This window comes from Micromonospora okii (genome assembly GCF_020884795.1).
GTDB lineage: Bacteria > Actinomycetota > Actinomycetes > Mycobacteriales > Micromonosporaceae > Micromonospora > Micromonospora okii.
In genome coordinates this window covers 371,335-390,356 of sequence record NZ_BBZF01000014.1, presented here as the reverse complement: position 1 = coordinate 390,356, position 19,022 = coordinate 371,335, and the positions used below count along the sequence as shown (strand labels likewise).

General features: G+C 73.2%; 18 protein-coding genes. 11 read left to right on the top strand and 7 right to left on the bottom strand.

What is annotated here, in order from left to right; all coding sequences use genetic code 11:
* Window positions 1–69: 69 nt before the first annotated feature.
* A complete protein-coding gene (locus tag LPU43_RS08370; protein WP_229399677.1) occupies window positions 70–840 on the top strand; it encodes a helix-turn-helix domain-containing protein in 771 nt (256 codons plus the stop codon).
* A complete protein-coding gene (locus LPU43_RS08365; RefSeq protein ID WP_229399887.1) occupies window positions 837–1,022 on the top strand; it encodes a DUF397 domain-containing protein in 186 nt (61 codons plus the stop codon). The genes LPU43_RS08370 and LPU43_RS08365 overlap by 4 nt, the downstream gene beginning before the upstream one ends.
* Window positions 1,023–1,082: 60 nt before the next feature.
* Here LPU43_RS08365 and LPU43_RS08360 read toward each other — a convergent pair whose 3' ends face one another.
* Window positions 1,083–1,595, bottom strand: a complete 513-nt coding sequence (locus tag LPU43_RS08360; RefSeq protein WP_229399676.1) for an Lrp/AsnC family transcriptional regulator — start codon at window positions 1,593–1,595, stop codon at window positions 1,083–1,085.
* A 166-nt stretch (window positions 1,596–1,761) separates the two neighbouring features.
* Between LPU43_RS08360 and LPU43_RS08355 the strand changes: the two genes are divergently transcribed.
* From LPU43_RS08355 to LPU43_RS08340, 4 genes are read left to right on the top strand one after another with little or no spacing between them, the layout of a single operon-like run.
* The gene (locus LPU43_RS08355; RefSeq protein ID WP_229399675.1) at window positions 1,762–2,946 is read left to right on the top strand and encodes a polyamine ABC transporter substrate-binding protein; all 1,185 of its coding nucleotides are present in this window, start codon (window positions 1,762–1,764) and stop codon (window positions 2,944–2,946) included.
* Entirely contained in the window at window positions 2,943–4,103 is a 1,161-nt protein-coding gene (locus LPU43_RS08350; protein ID WP_229399674.1) for an ABC transporter ATP-binding protein, read from the top strand. Before LPU43_RS08355 ends, LPU43_RS08350 begins: the two co-directional genes overlap by 4 nt.
* Window positions 4,100–4,960: an ABC transporter permease gene (locus tag LPU43_RS08345; protein WP_229399673.1), complete on the top strand. Its 861-nt coding sequence runs from the start codon at window positions 4,100–4,102 to the stop codon at window positions 4,958–4,960. The genes LPU43_RS08350 and LPU43_RS08345 overlap by 4 nt, the downstream gene beginning before the upstream one ends.
* Complete coding sequence (locus LPU43_RS08340; RefSeq protein ID WP_229399672.1) at window positions 4,957–5,784, top strand: ABC transporter permease; 828 nt, start codon at window positions 4,957–4,959, stop codon at window positions 5,782–5,784. The genes LPU43_RS08345 and LPU43_RS08340 overlap by 4 nt, the downstream gene beginning before the upstream one ends.
* A 91-nt stretch (window positions 5,785–5,875) precedes the next feature.
* On the opposite strand, the gene LPU43_RS08335 is transcribed toward LPU43_RS08340, so the two are convergent.
* Window positions 5,876–6,250, bottom strand: coding sequence for a DUF5615 family PIN-like protein (locus tag LPU43_RS08335; protein WP_229399671.1), 375 nt, complete (start codon window positions 6,248–6,250; stop codon window positions 5,876–5,878).
* Entirely contained in the window at window positions 6,247–6,480 is a 234-nt protein-coding gene (locus tag LPU43_RS08330; protein ID WP_229399670.1) for a DUF433 domain-containing protein, read from the bottom strand. Before LPU43_RS08330 ends, LPU43_RS08335 begins: the two co-directional genes overlap by 4 nt.
* Before the next feature lie 344 nt (window positions 6,481–6,824).
* Here LPU43_RS08330 and LPU43_RS08325 point away from each other — a divergent pair, with 344 nt between their 5' ends.
* Window positions 6,825–7,625 (top strand): G5 domain-containing protein, encoded by an 801-nt coding sequence (locus tag LPU43_RS08325; RefSeq protein ID WP_229399669.1) that lies wholly within the window; start codon window positions 6,825–6,827, stop codon window positions 7,623–7,625.
* A gap of 14 nt (window positions 7,626–7,639) precedes the next feature.
* On the opposite strand, the gene LPU43_RS08320 is transcribed toward LPU43_RS08325, so the two are convergent.
* From LPU43_RS08320 to LPU43_RS08310, 3 genes are read right to left on the bottom strand one after another with little or no spacing between them, the layout of a single operon-like run.
* Window positions 7,640–8,023 (bottom strand): DUF779 domain-containing protein, encoded by a 384-nt coding sequence (locus LPU43_RS08320; RefSeq protein WP_229399668.1) that lies wholly within the window; start codon window positions 8,021–8,023, stop codon window positions 7,640–7,642.
* Entirely contained in the window at window positions 8,023–9,528 is a 1,506-nt protein-coding gene (adh, locus tag LPU43_RS08315; RefSeq protein WP_229399667.1) for an aldehyde dehydrogenase, read from the bottom strand. The genes LPU43_RS08320 and adh overlap by 1 nt, the downstream gene beginning before the upstream one ends.
* A gap of 40 nt (window positions 9,529–9,568) precedes the next feature.
* The gene (locus LPU43_RS08310; RefSeq protein WP_229399666.1) at window positions 9,569–10,852 is read right to left on the bottom strand and encodes a GAF domain-containing protein; all 1,284 of its coding nucleotides are present in this window, start codon (window positions 10,850–10,852) and stop codon (window positions 9,569–9,571) included.
* 204 nt (window positions 10,853–11,056) lie between these two features.
* On the opposite strand from LPU43_RS08310, the gene LPU43_RS08305 reads away from it, so the two are divergent.
* Window positions 11,057–12,496 carry an aldehyde dehydrogenase family protein gene (locus tag LPU43_RS08305; protein ID WP_229399665.1) on the top strand — a complete coding sequence of 480 codons (1,440 nt, stop codon included), beginning with the start codon at window positions 11,057–11,059 and terminating at the stop codon, window positions 12,494–12,496.
* A 61-nt stretch (window positions 12,497–12,557) separates the two neighbouring features.
* On the opposite strand, the gene LPU43_RS08300 is transcribed toward LPU43_RS08305, so the two are convergent.
* Window positions 12,558–13,805 (bottom strand): SUKH-3 domain-containing protein, encoded by a 1,248-nt coding sequence (locus LPU43_RS08300; protein ID WP_229399664.1) that lies wholly within the window; start codon window positions 13,803–13,805, stop codon window positions 12,558–12,560.
* 79 nt (window positions 13,806–13,884) lie between these two features.
* Here LPU43_RS08300 and LPU43_RS08295 point away from each other — a divergent pair, with 79 nt between their 5' ends.
* From LPU43_RS08295 to LPU43_RS08285, 3 genes are read left to right on the top strand one after another with little or no spacing between them, the layout of a single operon-like run.
* A complete protein-coding gene (locus tag LPU43_RS08295) occupies window positions 13,885–14,298 on the top strand; it encodes a YbaB/EbfC family nucleoid-associated protein (protein WP_229399663.1) in 414 nt (137 codons plus the stop codon).
* The gene (locus LPU43_RS08290; protein WP_229399662.1) at window positions 14,295–14,648 is read left to right on the top strand and encodes a hypothetical protein; all 354 of its coding nucleotides are present in this window, start codon (window positions 14,295–14,297) and stop codon (window positions 14,646–14,648) included. Before LPU43_RS08295 ends, LPU43_RS08290 begins: the two co-directional genes overlap by 4 nt.
* A 16-nt stretch (window positions 14,649–14,664) precedes the next feature.
* Window positions 14,665–18,951, top strand: coding sequence for a toxin glutamine deamidase domain-containing protein (locus tag LPU43_RS08285; RefSeq protein WP_229399661.1), 4,287 nt, complete (start codon window positions 14,665–14,667; stop codon window positions 18,949–18,951).
* The last annotated feature ends 71 nt before the right edge of the window (window positions 18,952–19,022 follow it).

Here is a 19,022-nt window from a genome sequence, read left to right as displayed (position 1 = left end):
TTCGGGGCCGCCGCCACCACTCGGCGTCGCTATCGTGCGCACTGCACGCGACCGACGCCGGGAGGGCCGATGAGCAACGAGGCGCTGCGCACAGCGATGTCCGCCAGGGGGGAGACCGCCGACTCGCTCGCGGAGAAGGTCCGGGTGGACCCGAAGACGGCGGCCCGGTGGGTGGGGGAGGGCCGGATCCCCCACGCGCGCACCCGCTTCGCGGTCGCCCGGGTGCTCGGCAAGGAGGTCGTGGAGCTGTGGCCGTCGCCGCTGCGCCGCCGCAACGTGTCCTGGTTCCACCGCTGGGCCGAGCTGGAGCAGGTCGCCGTCTCGTTCCGGTCGTACCAGCCGCTGCTGGTGCCGGGGCTGCTCCAGACCGAGGCGTACGCGCGGGCCGTGCTGGGCACCGGCGGGCTGGTCCCGCAGGGCGAGGTCGAGCGGATCGTGGCCGGCCGGCTCGACCGGCAGGCGATCCTGGCCGCCGAGGCCCCGCCGCAGCTCGTCGCGGTGATCGACGAGGTGGTGCTGCGCCGGATGGTCGGCGACCGGGCGGTGATGGCCGGCCAGCTCGCCCACCTCGCGGCGATGGCCGAGCGGGAGCACGTGCAGGTCCGGGTGATCCCCGCCGAGAACCCGTGGCACACCGGCCTGGCCGGGCCGTTCGTGCTCGCCGGTTTGCCCGACGGGACGGAATTGGCGTATCTCGACAACCAGCTCCGCGGTCAGATCGCGACCGATCCCGTCGACGTTGCTAGCCTGGGGCGACGCTGGGAGAGCGTCACCGGCGAGGCGCTGCCCTCCCGCCGGTCGGTCGCCCTGATCAGGGAGGTGGCGGCGACGTGGAGCTGACCGAGGCCCGGTGGCGCACCGCGACCCGCAGCAGCAACAACGGCGGGGACTGCGTCGAGGTGGCCGACAACCTGCCCGGGCGGGTGCTGGTGCGCGACAGCAAGGACCGCGACGGCGGCACCCTCACCTTCGCCCCGGCCGCCTGGCGCTCCTTTCTCGACCTCACCCGCCGGGCCGCCTGACCGCTGACCGCCCGGGTCGCCTGACCGCCGGGCGGGGCGGGGGAGAGCGGCGGGCGAGACTCAGGCCGTACCCCAGCTCTGGGTCTGCCTGTGGAGCTTGAGGTAGACGAACGCCTCCGTGGCGAGCACGCCCTCAACGGCGCGCAGCCGTTGCAGCACCTCCAGCAGGTGGGCGTCGTTGCGGCAGGCCACCTCGGCGAGCAGGTCGAACGACCCGGCGGTGATCACCACGTAGTCGACCTCCCCCAGGCCGGCGAGCCGGTCGGCCACCCCCTCCAGGTCGCCGTCGGTGCGCAGGCCGATCATGGCCTGGCGGGGGAAGCCGAGCTGGAGCGGGTCGGTGACCGCGACGATCCGGATGATCCCGGCGTCGAGCAGCCGCTGCACCCGCTGGCGCACCGCCGCCTCCGACAGGCCGACCGCCCTGCCGATCGTCGCGTACGGCCGGCGGCCGTCCTCCTGGAGCTGCTCGATGATCTGCCTGGCCACGTCGTCGAGGAGAGCGTGGCTGGCCCCTTCGCGGACGGCGACGCGCCGCCCCACGTCTCCGCGTTCCTGCTGCCGGATGGCCATCGTCAGTTCCCCGCTTCCGGTTTCCGCCGGGGATCGTAGGCCCCCAGCGCAGTGTGGCGTAATTCGTGGTGTATGGCTATCACGGCAACGGAATCGCTTGTGAGCCCAGTTGCCTCATGTCAGGATCAGTCCCCGTCGCCTGAAGAACCCCTCCTAGGAGTCGGCAATGCGCACCCCCCTCCGGCCCCTCACCCGGCGTGGTCTGCTCCGCGGCGCCCTCGGTTCGGCCGCGCTGCTCGCCACGGCGGGCGCGACGGCCGGCTGCGGCACCGAGGGTGCCCAGCAGACCGAGGCCGGCTGCGTCAGCGAGGACCTCTCCGGCGCGGAACGGAAGCTGACGTTCTCGAACTGGCCGCAGTACCTGGACGTCGACGAGTCCGACGCGTCCAAGCGGCCCAGCCTGGACGGGTTCGTGGCGTCGACCGGCATCCAGGTCACCTACACCGAGGACATCAACGACAACAACGAGTTCTTCGGCAAGGTGCAGAACCAGCTCGCCGCCTGTCAGGGCATCGGGCGGGACGTCATCGTGCTGACCGACTGGATGTCGGCCCGGATGATCCGGCTCGGCTGGATCCAGAAGCTCGACCCGGCGCGGATCCCCAACGTGGCGGCCAACCTGCTGCCGTCGCTGCTCGACCGCTCCTTCGACCCGCAGAACCGGATCTCCATCCCCTGGCAGTCCGGCCTGGCCGGCCTCGCCTACCACGGCGGCGTCACCAGGGAGATCCGCACGGTCGACGAGCTGTTGACCCGCCCCGACCTCAAGGGCCGGGTGACCGCGCTGGCCGAGATGCGCGACACCATCGGCCTGCTGCTCCAGTCGAACGGGCACGACCCGGCCAACTTCACCCCCGCCCAGTTCGACGACGCGCTGGCCAAGCTCAAAAGGGCCGTCGACTCCGGGCAGATCCGCCGGTTCACCGGCAACGACTACGCGCCCGAGCTGGCCAAGGGCGACATCGCGGCGTGCCTCGGCTGGTCCGGCGACATCATCCAGCTCGCCGCCGAGAACGAGAAGATCAGGTTCGTGGCGCCGGACTCCGGCGTGATCCTGTACAGCGACAACATGATGGTGCCGAACAAGGCGACCCACCGGGCGAACGCCGAGGCGCTGATCGACTACTACTACCAGCCGGCGGTCGCCGCGAAGGTCGCCGCGTACGTCAACTACATCTGCCCCGTCCGGGGCGCGCAGGCCGAGATGGAGAAGATCGATCCGAAGCTGGCCGCCAACCCGCTGATCTTCCCGGACGACGCCCTGCTGGCCAGGTCGAAGGTGTTCATGACCCTGGACGAGAAGCAGGAGAAGGAGTACGAGGGCAAGTTCCAGCAGGTCATCGGGGCATGAACGGCATGGTCAACGAGTCACCCGGCGGCGACCTGCGGCTGGACGGGCTGACCAAGAGGTTCGGCCGCATCACCGCGGTCGACGGTCTCGACCTCACCGTCGCGCAGGGCTCGTTCTTCGCCCTGCTCGGGCCGTCCGGCTGCGGCAAGACCACCACCCTGCGGGCGGTCGCCGGGCTGGAGGAGCCCACGAGCGGGCGGGTGCTGCTCGGCGACCGGGACATCACCCGGCTGCGCCCGCACCGGCGGCCCGTCAACACCGTGTTCCAGAGCTACGCACTCTTCCCGCACCTGAACGTCCACGAGAACGTGGCGTTCGGCCTGCGGCGGCGCGGCATCCGCTCCGTCGACGCCGAGGTCGCGCGGATGCTGGCGCTGGTGCGGCTCGACGGCTTCGGCCCCCGCCGCCCCGCCCAGCTCTCCGGCGGGCAGCAGCAGCGGGTCGCGCTCGCCCGCGCCCTGATCAACCAGCCGCAGGTGCTGCTGCTCGACGAGCCCCTCGGCGCGCTCGACCTGAAGCTGCGCCGGCAGATGCAGGTCGAGCTGAAGCGCCTCCAGATCGAGGTCGGCACCACCTTCGTGCAGGTCACCCACGACCAGGAGGAGGCCATGACCATGGCCGACACGGTCGCGGTGATGAACGCGGGGCGCATCGAGCAGCTCGGCGGGCCGGCCGACATCTACGAGTACCCGGCCACCGCCTTCGTGGCGAACTTCCTCGGCCAGTCCAACCTGCTCGCCGCCGAGGCCGCCGGCCCGGCCGGCTCCGAGGTGCCCGTCACCGCCCACGGCGCGCGCTTCTCCGTGCCCGCCGACCGCGCCCGCGCCGACCGGGGCGCGGTCCACCTGGGGGTACGCCCCGAGAAGCTGCACCTGGCCGGCACCGACGCCGGGCTGCCTGCCGGCCACCAGCACGTCGCCGGCGTGGTCACCGACGCCTCGTACGTGGGCGTCAGCACCCAGTACCTGGTGCGCACCGCGTGGGGCGGCGAGCTGTCCGCGTTCGTGGCGAACAGCGGGCTCGGCGGGCAGCTCCCGATCGGCGCGTCGGTGGTGGCGCACTGGGACCCCCGCCACGCGTTCCTGCTGCCCCGCGAGCCGGGCCACGGCGACCGGGCCGCCGGCCGGCTCGACGCGCCGGTGGGGGCGGCCCCGTGACGGCACGCGGGCGGCACCGGCTGCTGCCGTACCTGCTGCTGCTGCCCGGCGTGGCCTGGCTGCTGCTGTTCTTCGCGGTGCCGCTGCTCCAGCTCGCCGCCGCGAGCCTCTACGACCCCGGCGGCTCGCTCTCCACCGGGTACGCGATGACGTGGGCGTTCGGCAACTACCCCGACGCGCTGCGGGCGTACTGGCCGCAGTTCGCCCGCTCCTTCATGTACGCGGGGGCGGCGCTCGCGCTGGCGCTGCTGATGGGCTACCCGCTGGCGTACGCGATCGCCCGCAAGGCCGGCCGGTGGAAGAACCTGCTGCTGGTGGCCGTGGTCGCCCCGATGTTCACCAGCTTCCTGGTGCGCACGCTGGCCTGGAAGACGATCCTGTCCGACAACGGTTGGCTGGTGGGGCTGCTGCGCGACGTGCACCTGCTCGGCCCCGACGGGCGGCTGCTGGCCACCCCCGTCTCGGTGGTCCTCGGCCTGACGTACAACTTCCTGCCCTTCCTGGTGCTGCCGCTGTACGCGAGCCTGGAGCGGCTCGACCCGCGCCTGCTGGAGGCGGCCGGCGACCTGTACGCGAGCCCGGCGCAGACGTTCCGCCGGGTGACCCTGCCGCTGTCGAGGCCCGGCCTGGTCGCCGGCACGCTGCTCTTCTTCATCCCGGCGACCGGCGACTACATCAACGCCGAGCTGCTCGGCACCCCCAACGAGTACATGATCGGCAACGTCATCGACTCGGCCTTCCTGGTCCGGCTGGACTACCCGCAGGGCGCGGCGCTGTCGTTCCTGCTGATGGCGGCGATCCTCGCGGCGGTCTTCGGCTACCTGCGCCGCGCGGACCCTTCGCAGGGGGTCCTGTGAGCGCCTTTCGCTGGCTCGCCGAGCGGTGGGTGATGGGCGTGGCCCTGCTGGTGCTCGGCTACCTCGCCCTGCCGGTCCTGGTCGTCGCCGCCCTGTCCTTCAACCGTCCGTCGAACCGCCTGTCGTACGATTTCGCCGAGTTCACCCTGGACAACTGGCGGCAGCCCTGCGCGACCCCCGAGATGTGCGACGCGGTGCTGCGCAGCGTCCAGATCGGCTTCGTCTCCACCGTCGTCTCCACCGTGCTCGGCACGCTGATGGCGTTCGCGCTGGTGCGCCACCGCTTCGCCGGCCGCTCCGGGACCAACCTGCTGGTCTTCCTGCCGATGGCCACCCCCGAGCTGGTCATGGGCACCTCGCTGCTGGCCCTGTTCGTCTCCGCCGGGGTGCCGCAGGGCTTCTGGACCGTCGTCGTCGCGCACGTCATGTTCTGCCTGTCGTTCGTGGTGGTGACCGTCCGGGCGCGGCTCGCCGGGATGGACCGGCGGCTGGAGGAGGCGGCGGCGGACCTCTATGCCGGCCCGTGGCAGGCGTTCCGGCTGGTCACCCTGCCGCTGGTGCTCCCCGGCATCGTGGCCGCCGCGCTGCTGGCGTTCTCGCTGAGCTTCGACGACTTCATCGTCACGAACTTCAACTCGGGCACCACCGTCACGTTCCCGATGTACGTCTGGGGCGCCGCCCAGCGGGGCATCCCGCCGCAGGTCAACGTCGTCGGCACGGCGATGTTCGCGATCGCCCTGCTGCTCGTGCTGCTCACCAGCGTAAGGAAGGGCACCTTGTTAACGCATTCGGTAGAGGAAGGGCCCCCTGTTAACAACACCTGACGCCAGCGCCGTCGTGGCGGGATGCCCGTCGTGGAGTGATTACCCGACCACCGATTACCGCTTCGGCCACCTGCCGCAGGACGACGCGGGCCTACCGCTGGCGAAGCGGCAGACGTCTCACCCGTAGGTGACCTCTGGCGAAACTGACCACCGCACCCGCGTGGAGGTCCTCGACGACCGACGGCAGGTTCGCGATCAGCAGCTCCGCCTGCTCCATTGGGGTCTGCTTGTCCGTCGAGCGCATCAACACCAACGACGGAGCGGTGTTTCCGCTGAGCGCGAGCATCGTCGCGAAGTCGCTGTCCGCCGAGATGATCACGTACTGGCCGGCGACGGCGAAGGCGGCGATCTTCTCGTCAGAGGCGGCGAGTAAGCCATGATCCATGACATGGGACGCCTGGTGCCCTACCTCAGCCAGCCGGACTGCGATCCGGGGCGACAGGTTGGCATCGATCAGCAGCTTCATGCGGCTGCAGGTCGGATCGGTAGTTCCCGTTCCGAGACGGCGGCTGCGGCGAACTCCAGTGCCGCGAGCACGTCCTCGCGTTCCAGGTAGGGGTAGTCGCTCAGCACGTCGTCGACGCTGCGGCCGGCCGCGAGCTGGCCGAGTACGGCGGTGGCGGTGACCCGGGTGTCCCGGATACAGGGCAGCCCGCCCATGCGTCCGGGATCGACGGTTATCCGCTCAAGAGGCATGCCTGGATTCTACGGCTGGTCGGGGCATCACCGCCGGTCCCGCGCCAGCCGTCGGCGCGATCCATCGTTCGGGAGCAGTGTCGGTGCCCTCGTCGCCTTGGCCCTGCTCACCGCCTACCGCCCGCCGAGCGATGCGGGAGCGGTGACGGAAGGCTGACCGTCGCCTGGGGCGTACGTCATCGATGCGGCTACGGGTGGACGGGACGCATCGATCCGGACGTGGTTTCCGCGAGAACGTCCGGCTCCCCGCCCCCACCGTCCGTGCCGAGCGGGAAGCCGATCGATGTTGGTGAGAGCCGCCACGGCGGTTACCCCCGCAGCGGGTGGCGGTGAGACTCGGTGCCGTGACGCATCAGCCGCCGTACCACCCCGGCCAGCCGCTTCCCGGCCCGATCGCCCCGGCCGCCGCCCGCCCCGGCTGGTTCGGCCGGCTCCCGGCGGGGCAGCGCGTCGGCGTGGTCCTCGGCGGGGTGCTGCTGTCGTCCGTCCTGCTGTGCTGCTCGGGCGTGGCGGTCCTCGGCGCCTTCGTTGACGAGCCCCCGGCGGCCAGGAAGGCGACCGCCGGGGCCGGGTCGGGTGACGCGCCGGCCGCTGCCGCCGAACCGGTCGTGTCCGACGGGGCGCCGCAGGCGTCCGACGGTCCGTCGGCGGCCTCCGAGCCGTCGCCCGTCCCCACCACGGCCTCGCCCTCGCCGACCCCCGCCGCCCCGACGGTCTCGCCGACCTCCGCCGCCCCGGCGATGGAGACCCGCACCGAGACGAAGACGCAGGCGATCCGGCACGGCGAGCGGACCGTCAAGGACTCGTCCCTGGCGGAGGGGAAGCGGGTCGTCCGGACCCGGGGCGTCGACGGGGTGCGCACGCTGACGTACGAGGTCACCCTCACCGACGGGGTGCCCACCGCCCGGACGCTGGTCCGCTCGATCGTGACGAAGCAGCCGGTCACCCAGGTCGTCGCGGTGGGCACGAAGCAGCAGCGCCGGTGCGACCCGAACTACAGCGGGTGCGTGCCGATCGCCAGCGACGTCGACTGCGCCGGAGGCGGCGGCAACGGCCCCGCGTACGTCACCGGCCCGGTCAAGGTGATCGGCGTGGACATCTACGACCTGGACCGGGACAACGACGGGTACGGCTGCGACGACTGACGCGGCCCGCCCACCTAGCCCGGCCCACCCACCTCGCCCGGTCCGTTCTCGGTGGCGAGGCGGGAGCGGGTCAGGAAGCGGACGCCGTCCGGGGCCTCCAGGGAGAAGCCGCTGCCCCGCCCCGGGACCACGTCGACCGTCAGCGTGGTGTGCCGCCACAACTCCCACTGGTTCGCCGACATCCAGAACTCGACCGGCTCGGGGACGCCCTCCACGACGAGGGACGCGAGCAGGACGTCCGCGCCGCCGGTGCGGAACTCGCCCGCCGGGTAGCACATCGGCGCGCTGCCGTCGCAGCAGCCGCCGGACTGGTGGAACATCAACGGCCCGTGCCGCCCCCGCAGCGACCGGAGCAGCTCGGCCGCCGCGGGGGTGAGGGTCACCACGGGCGTCGGCATCAGAAGAGGCCGAGCTTGGTGGGGGAGTAGCTGACCAGCAGGTTCTTCGTCTGCTGGTAGTGCTCCAGCATCATCCTGTGGTTCTCCCGGCCGATGCCGGACTGCTTGTACCCGCCGAAGGCGGCGTGCGCCGGGTACGCGTGGTAGCAGTTCGTCCAGACCCGACCGGCCTGGATGGCCCGACCGGCCCGGTAGGCGGTGTTCATGTCCCGGGTCCAGACGCCCGCCCCGAGCCCGTACAGCGTGTCGTTGGCGATCTTCACCGCGTCGGAGAGGTCCGCGAAGGAGGTCACGGAGACCACCGGGCCGAAGATCTCCTCCTGGAAGATCCGCATCCCGTTGTGGCCCTCGAAGATGGTCGGCTCGACGTAGTACCCGCCCGACAGCTCGCCGCCCAGGTCCGCCCGCGCGCCGCCGGTCAGCACCTTCGCGCCCTCCTGCCGCCCGATGTCCAGGTAGGAGAGGATCTTCTCCAGTTGGTCGTTGGACGCCTGCGCGCCGATCATCGTCTCGGTGTCGAGCGGGTGCCCCTGGCGCACCGCGCGCGTCCGGTCCACGGCGGCGGCGAGGAAGTCGGCGTAGTGCCCCTGCTGGATGAGCGCCCGGGACGGGCAGGTGCAGACCTCGCCCTGGTTGAGGGCGAACATGGTGAAGCCCTCGAGCGCCTTGTCGAGGAAGTCGTCATCGGCGGCGCTGACGTCGTCGAAGAAGATGTTCGGGCTCTTGCCGCCCAGCTCCAGGGTGACGGGGCGGATGTTCTCGCTGGCGTACTGCATGATCAGCCGGCCCGTGGTGGTCTCGCCCGTGAACGCCACCTTCGCCACCCGGGGCGAGGACGCCAGCGGCTTGCCCGCCTCGACGCCGAAGCCGTTGACGATGTTCACCACGCCCGGCGGCAGCAGGTCGGCCACCAGCGACAACCAGTAGTGGATCGAGGCCGGGGTCTGCTCGGCCGGCTTGAGCACCACCGCGTTGCCGGCCGCGAGCGCCGGGGCGAGCTTCCAGGTGGCCATCAGGATCGGGAAGTTCCACGGGATGATCTGCCCGACCACGCCGAGCGGCTCGTGGAAGTGGTAGGCGACGGTGTCGTCGTCCAACTCGCCGAGGGAGCCCTCCTGCGCCCGGATCGCGCCCGCGAAGTACCGGAAGTGGTCGATGGCCAGCGGGATGTCGGCGGCCAGGGTCTCCCGCACCGGCTTGCCGTTCTCCCAGGTCTCGGCGATGGCCAGCGACTCCAGGTGCTCCTGCATCCGGTCGGCGACGCGGTGGAGGATCAGCGCCCGCTCGGCGACGGGGGTGCGGCCCCACGCGTCGGCGGCGCCGTGCGCGGCGTCGAGCGCCCTCTCGACGTCCTCGGCGGTGCCCCGGGCCACCTCGCAGAAGGTCTGCCCGGTGACCGGCGTCGGGTTCTCGAAGTAGCGGCCGTGGTGCGGCTTCACGTACTCGCCGCCGATGAAGTGGTCGTAGCGGGACTGCCAGTGGGTGGGCGCGTCGTGGCGCGTCATGGTTACCTCCGCCGTCCAATCTCGGGTGACGGCGGGAACGCTAGGCCCGGCGACGTTGCAGCGACGTTGCGCGCGGCAGGTCGTACTCCAGGGCGAGCTGGTGGACGCGCGCGAGGGCGAGCGGCCGGCGCGGCGCGCCCGGCGGCAACGCCAGGGCCAGCGCCTGCCAGGCGGCGAGGTCGTCGACGCCTGCGGGCGTGCCGGTCCAGGCCGCGAGCAGCGCCGGGTCGCGGGCGGCCAGCGCCGCCGCGCGGAGCTGCCCGTCGACCAGCCGGCGCAGTCGCGCCACCCCCGGCGCGTCGGAGGAGGGCAGCAAAGGCCCCGGGTACGCGTCGAGCGCCCCCGTCACCTCACCCCGTTCCAGCAGCTCGGTGACCGTGCGGAAGTCCGCCCGCACCGGCCCGCGCAGCCGGTACGGGCGGGAGTCGAGCAGCTCCGCCCCCAGTGCCCGGCGCAGCCGGGACAGCTCGGCGCGCAGGGTGACCGGGCGCAGCCGGTCGTCGCCGTACAGGTCCAGGCCGAGCTGCTCGCCGGTGCGCCCCTCGGGGTGGTCGAGCAGCAGCACCAGCAGCTCGCTGTGCCGGCGGCCGAGCCGCAGGGCCCGCCCCCCGACGCGCAGCTCCGCCTCGTCCCGGCCGAGGGCGTTCACGGTGACCGCGCCCGGGTCGACCGGGCGGGCGGCGGCGAGCTGGGCCTCGGCGGCGCGGGCGGTGGCGCGGACCAGGGCGAGGCTCTGCGGGTGGGCCAGGTGGTCGCCGCCGGTGATGTCGACCGCGCCGAGCAGCCGGCCGGTGGCCGGATCGTGGACCGGGGCGGCGGCACAGGTCCAGCGCTGCACGGGGCGGCTGAAGTGCTCGGTGGCGAAGATCTGCACACTGTGGTCGACGGCGAGGGCGGTGCCGGGGGCGTTGGTGCCGGCGTGCGCCTCGTCCCAGCGTGCGCCCGGCACGAAGTTCATCCGCTCGGCGTGCCGCAGCACACCCGGGTGCCCCTCCACCCAGAGCAGCCGCCCGTGCGCGTCGCAGACGGCCATCAGGTGCGCGCCGTCGTGGGCGACGCCGCCGAGCAGGTCCCGGAACAGCGGCAGCACCCGGGCGAGGGGGTGGGCGGCCCGGTAGCTGGCCAGCGCGTCGTCGGTCAGCTCGACCGGCGGGGTGACCTCGGGGTCGAGCAGCGCCGAGCGGCGCCAGGACCGGCGCACCACCTCGCGCACCCGGCGCGGCTCGGTGCCGGCGGCGAGGAACGCCTCGTGGGCGGCACCGACCTGCGCGATCCGTTCCGCCGGATCGGCGCCGAACTCCAGGGCGAGCCACGGGTCGGCCATCGGCGACCTCCTCGCGACCATCGTGACGCAGCTCACCGTCGACCGCCATCCCGGGTCGGCGGGCGTGCTGGCCCACCGCAGGTGTTTCCGGGAGACAGCCGGGGTGGGTTAGCGAAGCGTGGAGGCCGTTTCCCCACCGAATCCGCGGCGGCCACGGGATCGCGCGACAGTTTCCGTGCGGAGGAGGTCGTCTAGGCTGCCGGTGTGGAATCCAGGGCCTTCTTCGTCGCCGGCCGACCCGCACACGGCGAGGGCGAGCTGACCGTCAGCCACCCGTACGACGGCCGGACGGTGGGGCGTACCACGCTCGCCACGGCCGACCAGGTCGAGGCCACCGTCGCCGCGGCGGCCGGGGTGGCGGCGGAGGCCGCGGCCCTGCCCGCGCACGCCCGCGCGGCGGCCCTCGACCACGTCTCCCGCCGGCTCGCCGAGCGCGCGGAGGAGGTCGCGGCGCTGATCACCGCCGAGAACGGCAAGCCGGTCAAGTGGGCGCGGGCCGAGGTGGGGCGGGCCGTGTCGACGTTCCGCTGGGCGGCCGAGGAGGCCCGGCGGTTCTCCGGCGAGCTGCAACGCCTCGACACCGACCCGGCCGCCACCGGCCGGATCGCCCTGGTCCGGCGGGTGCCGAAGGGGCCCGTGCTCGGGATCACGCCGTTCAACTTCCCGCTCAACCTGGTGGCGCACAAGGTCGCCCCGGCCATCGCCGTCGGCGCGCCCATCGTCGTGAAGCCGGCCCCGGCCACCCCACTGTCGGCGCTGCTGCTCGGCGAGCTCCTCGCCGAGACCGGGCTGCCCGAGGGGATGTTCTCGGTGCTGCCGCTGCCCAACGAGCGCGCCGCCGAACTGGTCGCCGACCCGAGGCTGCCGGTGGTGTCCTTCACCGGGTCCGGGCCGGTCGGCGCGGCCATCCGCCGGTCCGTGCCCGACAAGCACGTCACCCTGGAGCTGGGCGGCAACGCGGCGGCCGTGATCTGCGAGGACTGGAACACCGACGAGGACCTCACCTTCGCGGCGCGACGGATCGCCACGTTCGCCAACTACCAGGCCGGGCAGTCGTGCATCGCCGTGCAGCGGGTGTACGTCCACGAGTGGCTCTACGACGCGTTCCTGCCCCGGCTCGTCGCCGCCGTGACGGCGCTGCGCACCGGCGACCCGGCCGACGAGCTGACCGATGTCGGGCCACTGGTGGACGTCGACGCCGCCGAGCGGGTCGAGGCGTGGGTCGACGAGGCGGCGGTGGCCGGGGCGACGATCGAGGTCGGCGGCCGGCGCGACGGCGCGACGTACCCGCCGACGGTGCTCTCCGGCGTGCCCGGCGACGCGAAGGTCTGCACCGAGGAGGTCTTCGGGCCGGTGCTCGTCGTCGCCCGGGTCGAGAACGACGCCGCCGGGTTCGCCGCCGTCAACGACTCCGCGTACGGCCTCCAGGCCGGCGTCTTCACCCACCGCCTCGACGTCGCCTTCGCCGCCCATCGGACGCTGGAGGTCGGCGGCGTGATCGTCGGCGACGTGCCGTCGTACCGGGCGGACCAGATGCCGTACGGGGGCGTGAAGGGCAGCGGCGTCGGCCGCGAGGGCCTGCGCAGCGCGATGGACGACTACACCGACCCCCGGGTCATGGTGCTCACCGGGATGCCGCTGTAGCGTCGGTCTCCGCCGAGGTGCCGGCGGAGCGCCGGTTTTCGCCGAGGTGCCGGCGTAGCGGCTACCAGGTGCCGTCGTCGCGCACCCGGGCCGGGGCGCGGCCGAGCAGCAGGGTGGTCAGCGCGGCGTCGATGTCCTCGCCGAGGAACCACTCGCCGGCCTGGTCCAGCGCGAAGACCCGGCCCCGCTCGTCGATCGCGATGAGGGTCTCCTCCCGCTCCGAGCCGAGCGGGAACAACCGGACGCCGAGCACCGCGCCGAAGTCCGCGAGCGTGTCCGCGTTGTGGGCGTGCAGGTGCGGGAGGATGTCGAACCGGGAGATCCACACCTGTTCGCCCGGGCCGCACCTGGCCCCGATCAGCCCCGGAAACTGGGTGATGGCCCGTACGGCTGCCGGAAAGGCCACATGGGAATGGGTGGCCCCGGCGACGGCGGTGATGTCCCGGACGGCGGCGGCGGCCATGATCTCGTCCGCCGGGTGAGGCTCCCAGCCCGCCTCGACGAGGGCGTGCGCCACCTTGTCCGGGAATCGGCCCGGCTCGGGCGCGGGCACTGGCTTCGCCTCCCGGGTCCAGGGTTGGCTGAACCCCAGGTCGGACCAGGGCAGCACGTTCATGTGCACCAGCAGCCTCGTGCAGGAGTCGCACGGCCCCCTGGCCGGGCGCTTCGCCGGGCCGCCCGAGGGATCGCCCGCCTCGCGCACCCAGAACAGCTCGAACAGGCTGCCCGCCAGCAGGGCCCGCGCCTCGTCGAGGGCGAGTGGCGCCCGGCCCTCGGCGGCGCGGCGGTGGTCGTGCTCGTGCAGCACGTCGGACACAACGATCACCTCGGCGTGCCGGTCGCTTCCCCGGACCAGGTGCCCGGGGGGCTGCGCGTCCAGGTAGTCCCCCACGAGCCGATGGTGTCGCAGGGTCACCTCCCCCTTGGCTCCGAACGCCCGGTGCAACCTGCCCTTTACGGTCAGATGGGCGGCCGTGTTGGGGGTCGGCAGGCGGCGGATCTCGCGCAGGAGCTGGCTCGCCGGGTCGATCGTGCGGGGCGCGGGCCGGGCGGGGCGGTGGCGTCGGTACATCTCCCGCACGGCGGGAAAGGGCAGGCGGGGCCAGGTGGAGACCTCGCCGGTCTCCTTGTCGACGACGGTGGTGGGCAGGTCTCCGGGGAGGACGGTGGCGGCCTGGGCCACGGTGGACGTGATCAGGTAGCCGAGGTCGAACTCCTCGATCAGGGGGGTGCACTCGTGCCCGAGGCGCTGGGAGTCCCGCTGGGCCCAGGCGGTGGCGAGTTGCTCGGCCTGTCGACGGTCGATCACCCGGTCCAAATTACCGGACCCCCACGGAATCCGTGGCACCCGGTATGGTCTGCCCTACCGACGGTGACGGGGAGGCGCGGTGGTCGAGAGCGCGGACCGGGACGCCAACCGGGCGCTGCGGGCCCGGTTCGACGAGGTGTACGGCCAGTACCGGCGGCTCCGCTCCGGGTTGGACGAGCTACAGGCCCGGCTCGCGGGGCTCAGGGTCACCGAGCGGTCCGAGGACGGGCAGGTCACCGTCGTCGCCGGCGCCCGAGGCGAACTCGTCTCGGTGGACGTGCACCCCTCGGCGTTCCAGGACCGCGACGCGAAGGCGCTGAGCCGGAAGATCACCGCGACCGCCCACCGGGCCACCGCCGCAGCCGTCGCCGCCACCCAGGAACTGGTCGCCGGTTACCTGCCGGCCGGGTCGGGGTCGGTGGAGTTCCTCCGTACCGGCGACTTCGGCGACCTGCTGGGCCGGGCCGACGCCGTGCTGCGGCGCGGGGAGTGAGCGCCGTGTCGGGCGGGCAGCTCTGGCTGGACCCGGGCCGCGCGCGGCGCGGCGGCGCCGACCTGACCTCGGCCGGCGAGGCGGTGACCGCCCGGCGACAGCAGGTCGGCGGCGCGATCGCGGCGGCCAGCGCCGCCCGCCCCTGGGGCCGCGACGACATCGGCGCCGCGTTCGAGAAGCAGTACCGCGGGTTCGAGGAGATCCTGCTGCGGGTGTGGGCGGGCGTCGGGCGCGCCGTCGAGGGCCTGGGCGAGGACGTCGTCCGCTCCGTCGACAACTCGACGCAGACGGACGCGCGGAGCGCCGGACGATTCGACCGCATCTCCGACCAGCGGCCCGCCGGGCGCTGAAGCCCGGAGGATCGCCGTGAGCCTGCTGCCGAGCCCGATCCCCCACCCGCTGGACTACTCGCCGTGGGAGCTGCCCGGCTGGGTCCACGAGGCCCTCGACTGGGTGGTCGGCGTGGAGTGGCCGGAGGGGAACGAACGGGCGGTCTGGGATCTCGCCGACCAGTGGTACGGCGTGGCAGAAGCCCTGGCCGGGCCGCACGGGGACGCGGTCGCCGCCGCCGGTGAGGTGCGTGGCGGGTACGGCGGCATCGGGGCGGTGGCCGAGGCGTTCGACGCGGCCTGGCGGCGGGTCGCCGACGGCGACGAGGCCCCGTTGCCCGTCCTGCTCGCCGTCAGCGGTGACATCGGCCGGTTGGTCGAGGAGTGTGGCTGCGACATCGAGGGGGCGAAGCTCGAGGTCTGGATCGAGCTGGGCATCCTCGTCGTCGAGCTGCTCTCGCTGGCCGTCGCCACGGTGCTCACCGCCGGCGCCGCCTCGCCCGCCGCCGGGGCCGCGATCGCCGCGAGCCGCTACGTCGTCCAGCAGATCTTCAAGCGGCTGCTGGCCCAACTCGCCCGCAAGACGCTCAAGCAGGGTTTGAAGGAGGCCGGCGAGCGCGCCGCCAAGCGGGTCGCCGAGGGCGGTGTGCGGGGCCTGGCCCGCAGGGCGGCGCGCGGCGGGCTGGAGGAGGCCGCAGAGGAGGGCGGGATCACGCTCGCCACGCAGGCGTACCAGAACTCGACCGGCCGCCGCAACGGCCTGGACCTCGCAGACGCGGGCATGTCCGCCCTCGGCGGCCTGGCCGGCGGGGCGGCGGCGCCGCTGGCCGGTCTCGGCAGGCACGCGACCGGGCGGTTCTCCCGGGTCGGGGAGCACCTCGGCCGCGAGATGACCGGCGAGATGATCGCCGATCAGGCCGCAGCCCTGGCCACCGGCCAGGGCCCGATCTCGCTGGAGGACGCGGCCCGCGCTGCCGCGTCGGGCGCCACCGGGTCTGCCACCGGCCAGGCCGACGCGGCGCTGCAACACCGGCTCGACGGCCGGATGGCCGCCCTCGCCGGAACCTCCTTCGCACCGGCTGATCTCGGCGGCGCACTCCCCGCGACGCAGGCGGGGGACGCTGGCCCCTGGGCGCCCCAGCCCGGCCCGGACCGTCAGCCCGGCCCCGCCGTGCTCTCCGGCGGAAACGACTCGGGCCCCGCACCGGGCGGTGCCGGGCCTGCCGAGGCCAGGGGACCGGGAACGGGCCCGGACCTCGCTCCGTCCCGTCAGGGCGTGGACACCGGACAGCCGACCCTCCAGCCGTCCACCGTGGCGGAAACGCACGTTACGGCGGCACCGGTGATGCCGGCGGAGGTGACTGCGGCGGCACCGGTGGTGTCGGCGGAGGCGACCGGCGGCGGGGTGACGGCACAGCCGGTGGCGGGGGAGGGATCGGCGTCGGTTCGCGCGGGGGCTGACCCGACGCTGTCGTCCGTGGCCACCGCCGACGCCCCGCAGCCGGAGGCACGCGGAGCGACGCCGGCGCCCCCGTCGACCGTCGGCGGCCCCGCTGTCGGAGGCACCGTCCCGCACGCTGGGCCGCCCTTGACGCCGCCCCCGGCCCTACCCCCGACGCCGATGCCGACGCCACCGGCCGTGCTGACACCGGCGATGACAGGCAGCGGCTCGCCCGCGCTCGTGCCCTCGCCGTCCGGCCCGAACGCGGGAGGCCCGAGCACGCCCACCGAGGCGGACGCGCCCCGCCCGCCTGCCCCGCCCCAGTTTCCTCCGCCCGAGACTCCGACCGGGGGGCGGCACCGGGCACCCGAACCGACCGACCCCCACAGACCCACGAATCCGGTGCCGGGTCGCATTCCGCGCCCGAGGCGTCCCGAGTGGCCCGACGCCGCGCAGAGGGCCGACCGCGAGGCGTACGACCGCTACCGCTACGAGAGCCGCTTCAGGCAGCAACGCGCCTGGTATGAGAGCAACCGCCGGCAGGGCAAGGCCCACGAGTTGTGGAGCCAGGCCGACTTCCTGCGACGCCGCGCCGGCGAGTCGGCCGTGACGGCGTCGCGCCTCGAACGCGAGGGCAGGGGTCACCTCGCGACGCCGTGGCGGGCGATGGTCACGGCGGACCTGCGGGCGAGCCAGGAGACGCGGGAGTTGGGTGGGGAGGTACTCGCGGGCACCGTCGTTCCGAACTACGTCGAGGTCAGCAACCTCCACGACTTCTACCTGATCAACACCGACGACCCCACCCTGGTCCTGCCCGTCGTGGAGACCGGCGGGCCCTCGGGGCTGACCGGCGACGACGACCCACCGCCGATCGACCGGTCCCGCCGGTACGGGCAGTGGGGCGGGCTGCGCCCGCCGCTGGCGCTGCACCAGACGGACCTCGAAGGGGCGATGCCCCGGGACGCCAGCGGGCGGGTGCTGCGCACCGCCGACCCCCGACGGGGTGACTGGTTCGGGCTCGCCAACGACGGTGGGCCAGCGGCCGACCCCACCCGGGGCATCAACTGCCTGGACTGCACCCTGTCGCTGTACGAGACGTGGGTGCACGGTCGTCCCCGGGTCTCCGCGCCCCGCACCTTCGACGCGTACGCCGCCGGGGACATCGACCGGCCGTTCGGCGGTGAGATCGACGGCCCGGGGCGGGTGGAGGACATCACCGGCGGGCGCTTCCAGCAGCTCGCCGTGGCCGACCCGGACGCGCCGCCCGACGAGTCCTGGAGCACGGTCAACCGGGGGTTCGGCAGCCTGGAAGGCCAGCTACGGGCTGGCGGCCACGGCAGCTACGCGTTCCTCGTCACCACCTACGAGGGAGGCGGATCGCACGCCTGGGTGGCGCTGAACCAGAACGGCGGCGTGCTCTACCTGGACCCGCAGCGCGGCACCGTCTCGGACATGCCGATCTACACGCACAGTGGATGGCCGGCCCCGCACAACGTGACCGGCATCGACGCCCTGATCCTCGGCCCGGACGGTCACCCCATGCCGCTGGCGGGCGCCAGGCCGGGGAGGTTCAGTCAGCGCGACGGCGTGACAACCGAAGAGCCGCCCGAGGAGCGGCCGGACGAACCCTCCGACGACGAGTTGTACGTCAACCGCCTCCACCTGCTCGAAGGCCCGGGCTCGGCTGCCCCGGCGGCCTGGGAGCCCGAAGCACCCGGGCGGCGGGGGGACACCGCCGCACCCGGTCCGGCCGACATCGTGGCGACCGGTGCCGACCTCGACCAGATCCTCGCCGCCGGCGTCACGCCGGTCGAGCTCGTCGGCCACCTGGACCCTCCGACGCTGCGTCGGCTCGTGCCGCACCTCGACGACGCCGAGGCCCGGGACGTGGCGAGCCTGTTCGAGGACCATCGCGTCCGTCGCATGCTCGACGAGACCTGGCGGGAGCCGCCACCAGGTGAGTCACGGCTCGCCGAAACGCTGGTGAAGCAGTTGGCGGGCGCTCCCAGCCTGGCGCGGATCATCCTGACGACGCCGGAGCTGGCGAAGTCGTTGACCGCCCGTCCGGTGACGCTGCACCATCTGGCCAGCCATCAGCGCGCGATCGAGGTGCTGGAGTCGGTGGTGCGCGAAATTGACGAGGGTGTGCTGGATGTGGACGCCCCCCGGGTTGCTCCCACCCCGCAGCCGACACCCCTGACGCCCCGCCAGCGGGAGATCAGTGCGGGGGTCGCTGCCGAAGAAGCCGGCAAGGTCAAGCAGCCGGGGTTCGACAAGACGCGGCGCACGGATGCGGCATACCGATCCGCGTACCTGGACGGTCTCTACGAGGCTGCGGCAGTCGCGCAGGAAGAGTTGGTCGTGCTGGCGAAGGGGCTCGCGTACGACGGCGACCGAGAGGTCGGGCGGGCTGGCTGGCGGACGCAGCCGAAGTCGAGGCAGCGTGCGGAGGACAAGACAAGAAAGTATGACGGCAACCCGTCCCGGCTGCTTGATCTCGCCGCCGCAAAGGTCGAGTTCCACTCGCTGGAGCACCTGTACGATGCTCTCGACCGATTGCGCAATGACCCGGTCGTGCGGATCGTCAGGTTCGAGGATCGCTTCCAGACCCCGGAGAAGGGCGGCTATCGCGACGTCCAAATGGTGCTCAGAGCCTCCAACGGACACCTGGCGGAGTTCCGGCTGCACCTGGCGGCACTGGACGAGGTGGCGGTCTGGGAGCATGCCCTCTATGAGGTCAGGCGGGACGTGGAGGCCGTGGCGCGCCAGGAGGGGCGGGAGTTGACAATCCGGGAGCAGGCGATAGTCGACAACATCCTTCGGCGGCAGCAGCAATTGTTCTGGGACGCCCTGGTAACGACACTGAGGGATGATCATGAGTGAAATGCCTGGCCTGGTCCTGCCTTCATACCACCTTTACTACGCCTCTCCGGTCAAGCTGGTGAGGATGCCCA

What these genes read in the sequence shown, in the direction of transcription:
- LPU43_RS08335 (WP_229399671.1), bottom strand. Translation starts at nt 6,250, where the DNA reads ATGAAGCTGCTGATCGATGCCAACCTGTCGCCCCGGATCGCAGTCCGG.
- LPU43_RS08360 (WP_229399676.1), bottom strand. Translation starts at nt 1,595, where the DNA reads ATGGCCATCCGGCAGCAGGAACGCGGAGACGTGGGGCGGCGCGTCGCC.
- LPU43_RS08320 (WP_229399668.1), bottom strand. Translation starts at nt 8,023, where the DNA reads ATGCCGACGCCCGTGGTGACCCTCACCCCCGCGGCGGCCGAGCTGCTC.
- adh (WP_229399667.1), bottom strand. Translation starts at nt 9,528, where the DNA reads ATGACGCGCCACGACGCGCCCACCCACTGGCAGTCCCGCTACGACCAC.
- LPU43_RS08310 (WP_229399666.1), bottom strand. Translation starts at nt 10,852, where the DNA reads ATGGCCGACCCGTGGCTCGCCCTGGAGTTCGGCGCCGATCCGGCGGAA.
- LPU43_RS08370 (WP_229399677.1), top strand. Translation starts at nt 70, where the DNA reads ATGAGCAACGAGGCGCTGCGCACAGCGATGTCCGCCAGGGGGGAGACC.
- LPU43_RS08350 (WP_229399674.1), top strand. Translation starts at nt 2,943, where the DNA reads ATGAACGGCATGGTCAACGAGTCACCCGGCGGCGACCTGCGGCTGGAC.
- LPU43_RS08330 (WP_229399670.1), bottom strand. Translation starts at nt 6,480, where the DNA reads ATGCCTCTTGAGCGGATAACCGTCGATCCCGGACGCATGGGCGGGCTG.
- LPU43_RS08355 (WP_229399675.1), top strand. Translation starts at nt 1,762, where the DNA reads ATGCGCACCCCCCTCCGGCCCCTCACCCGGCGTGGTCTGCTCCGCGGC.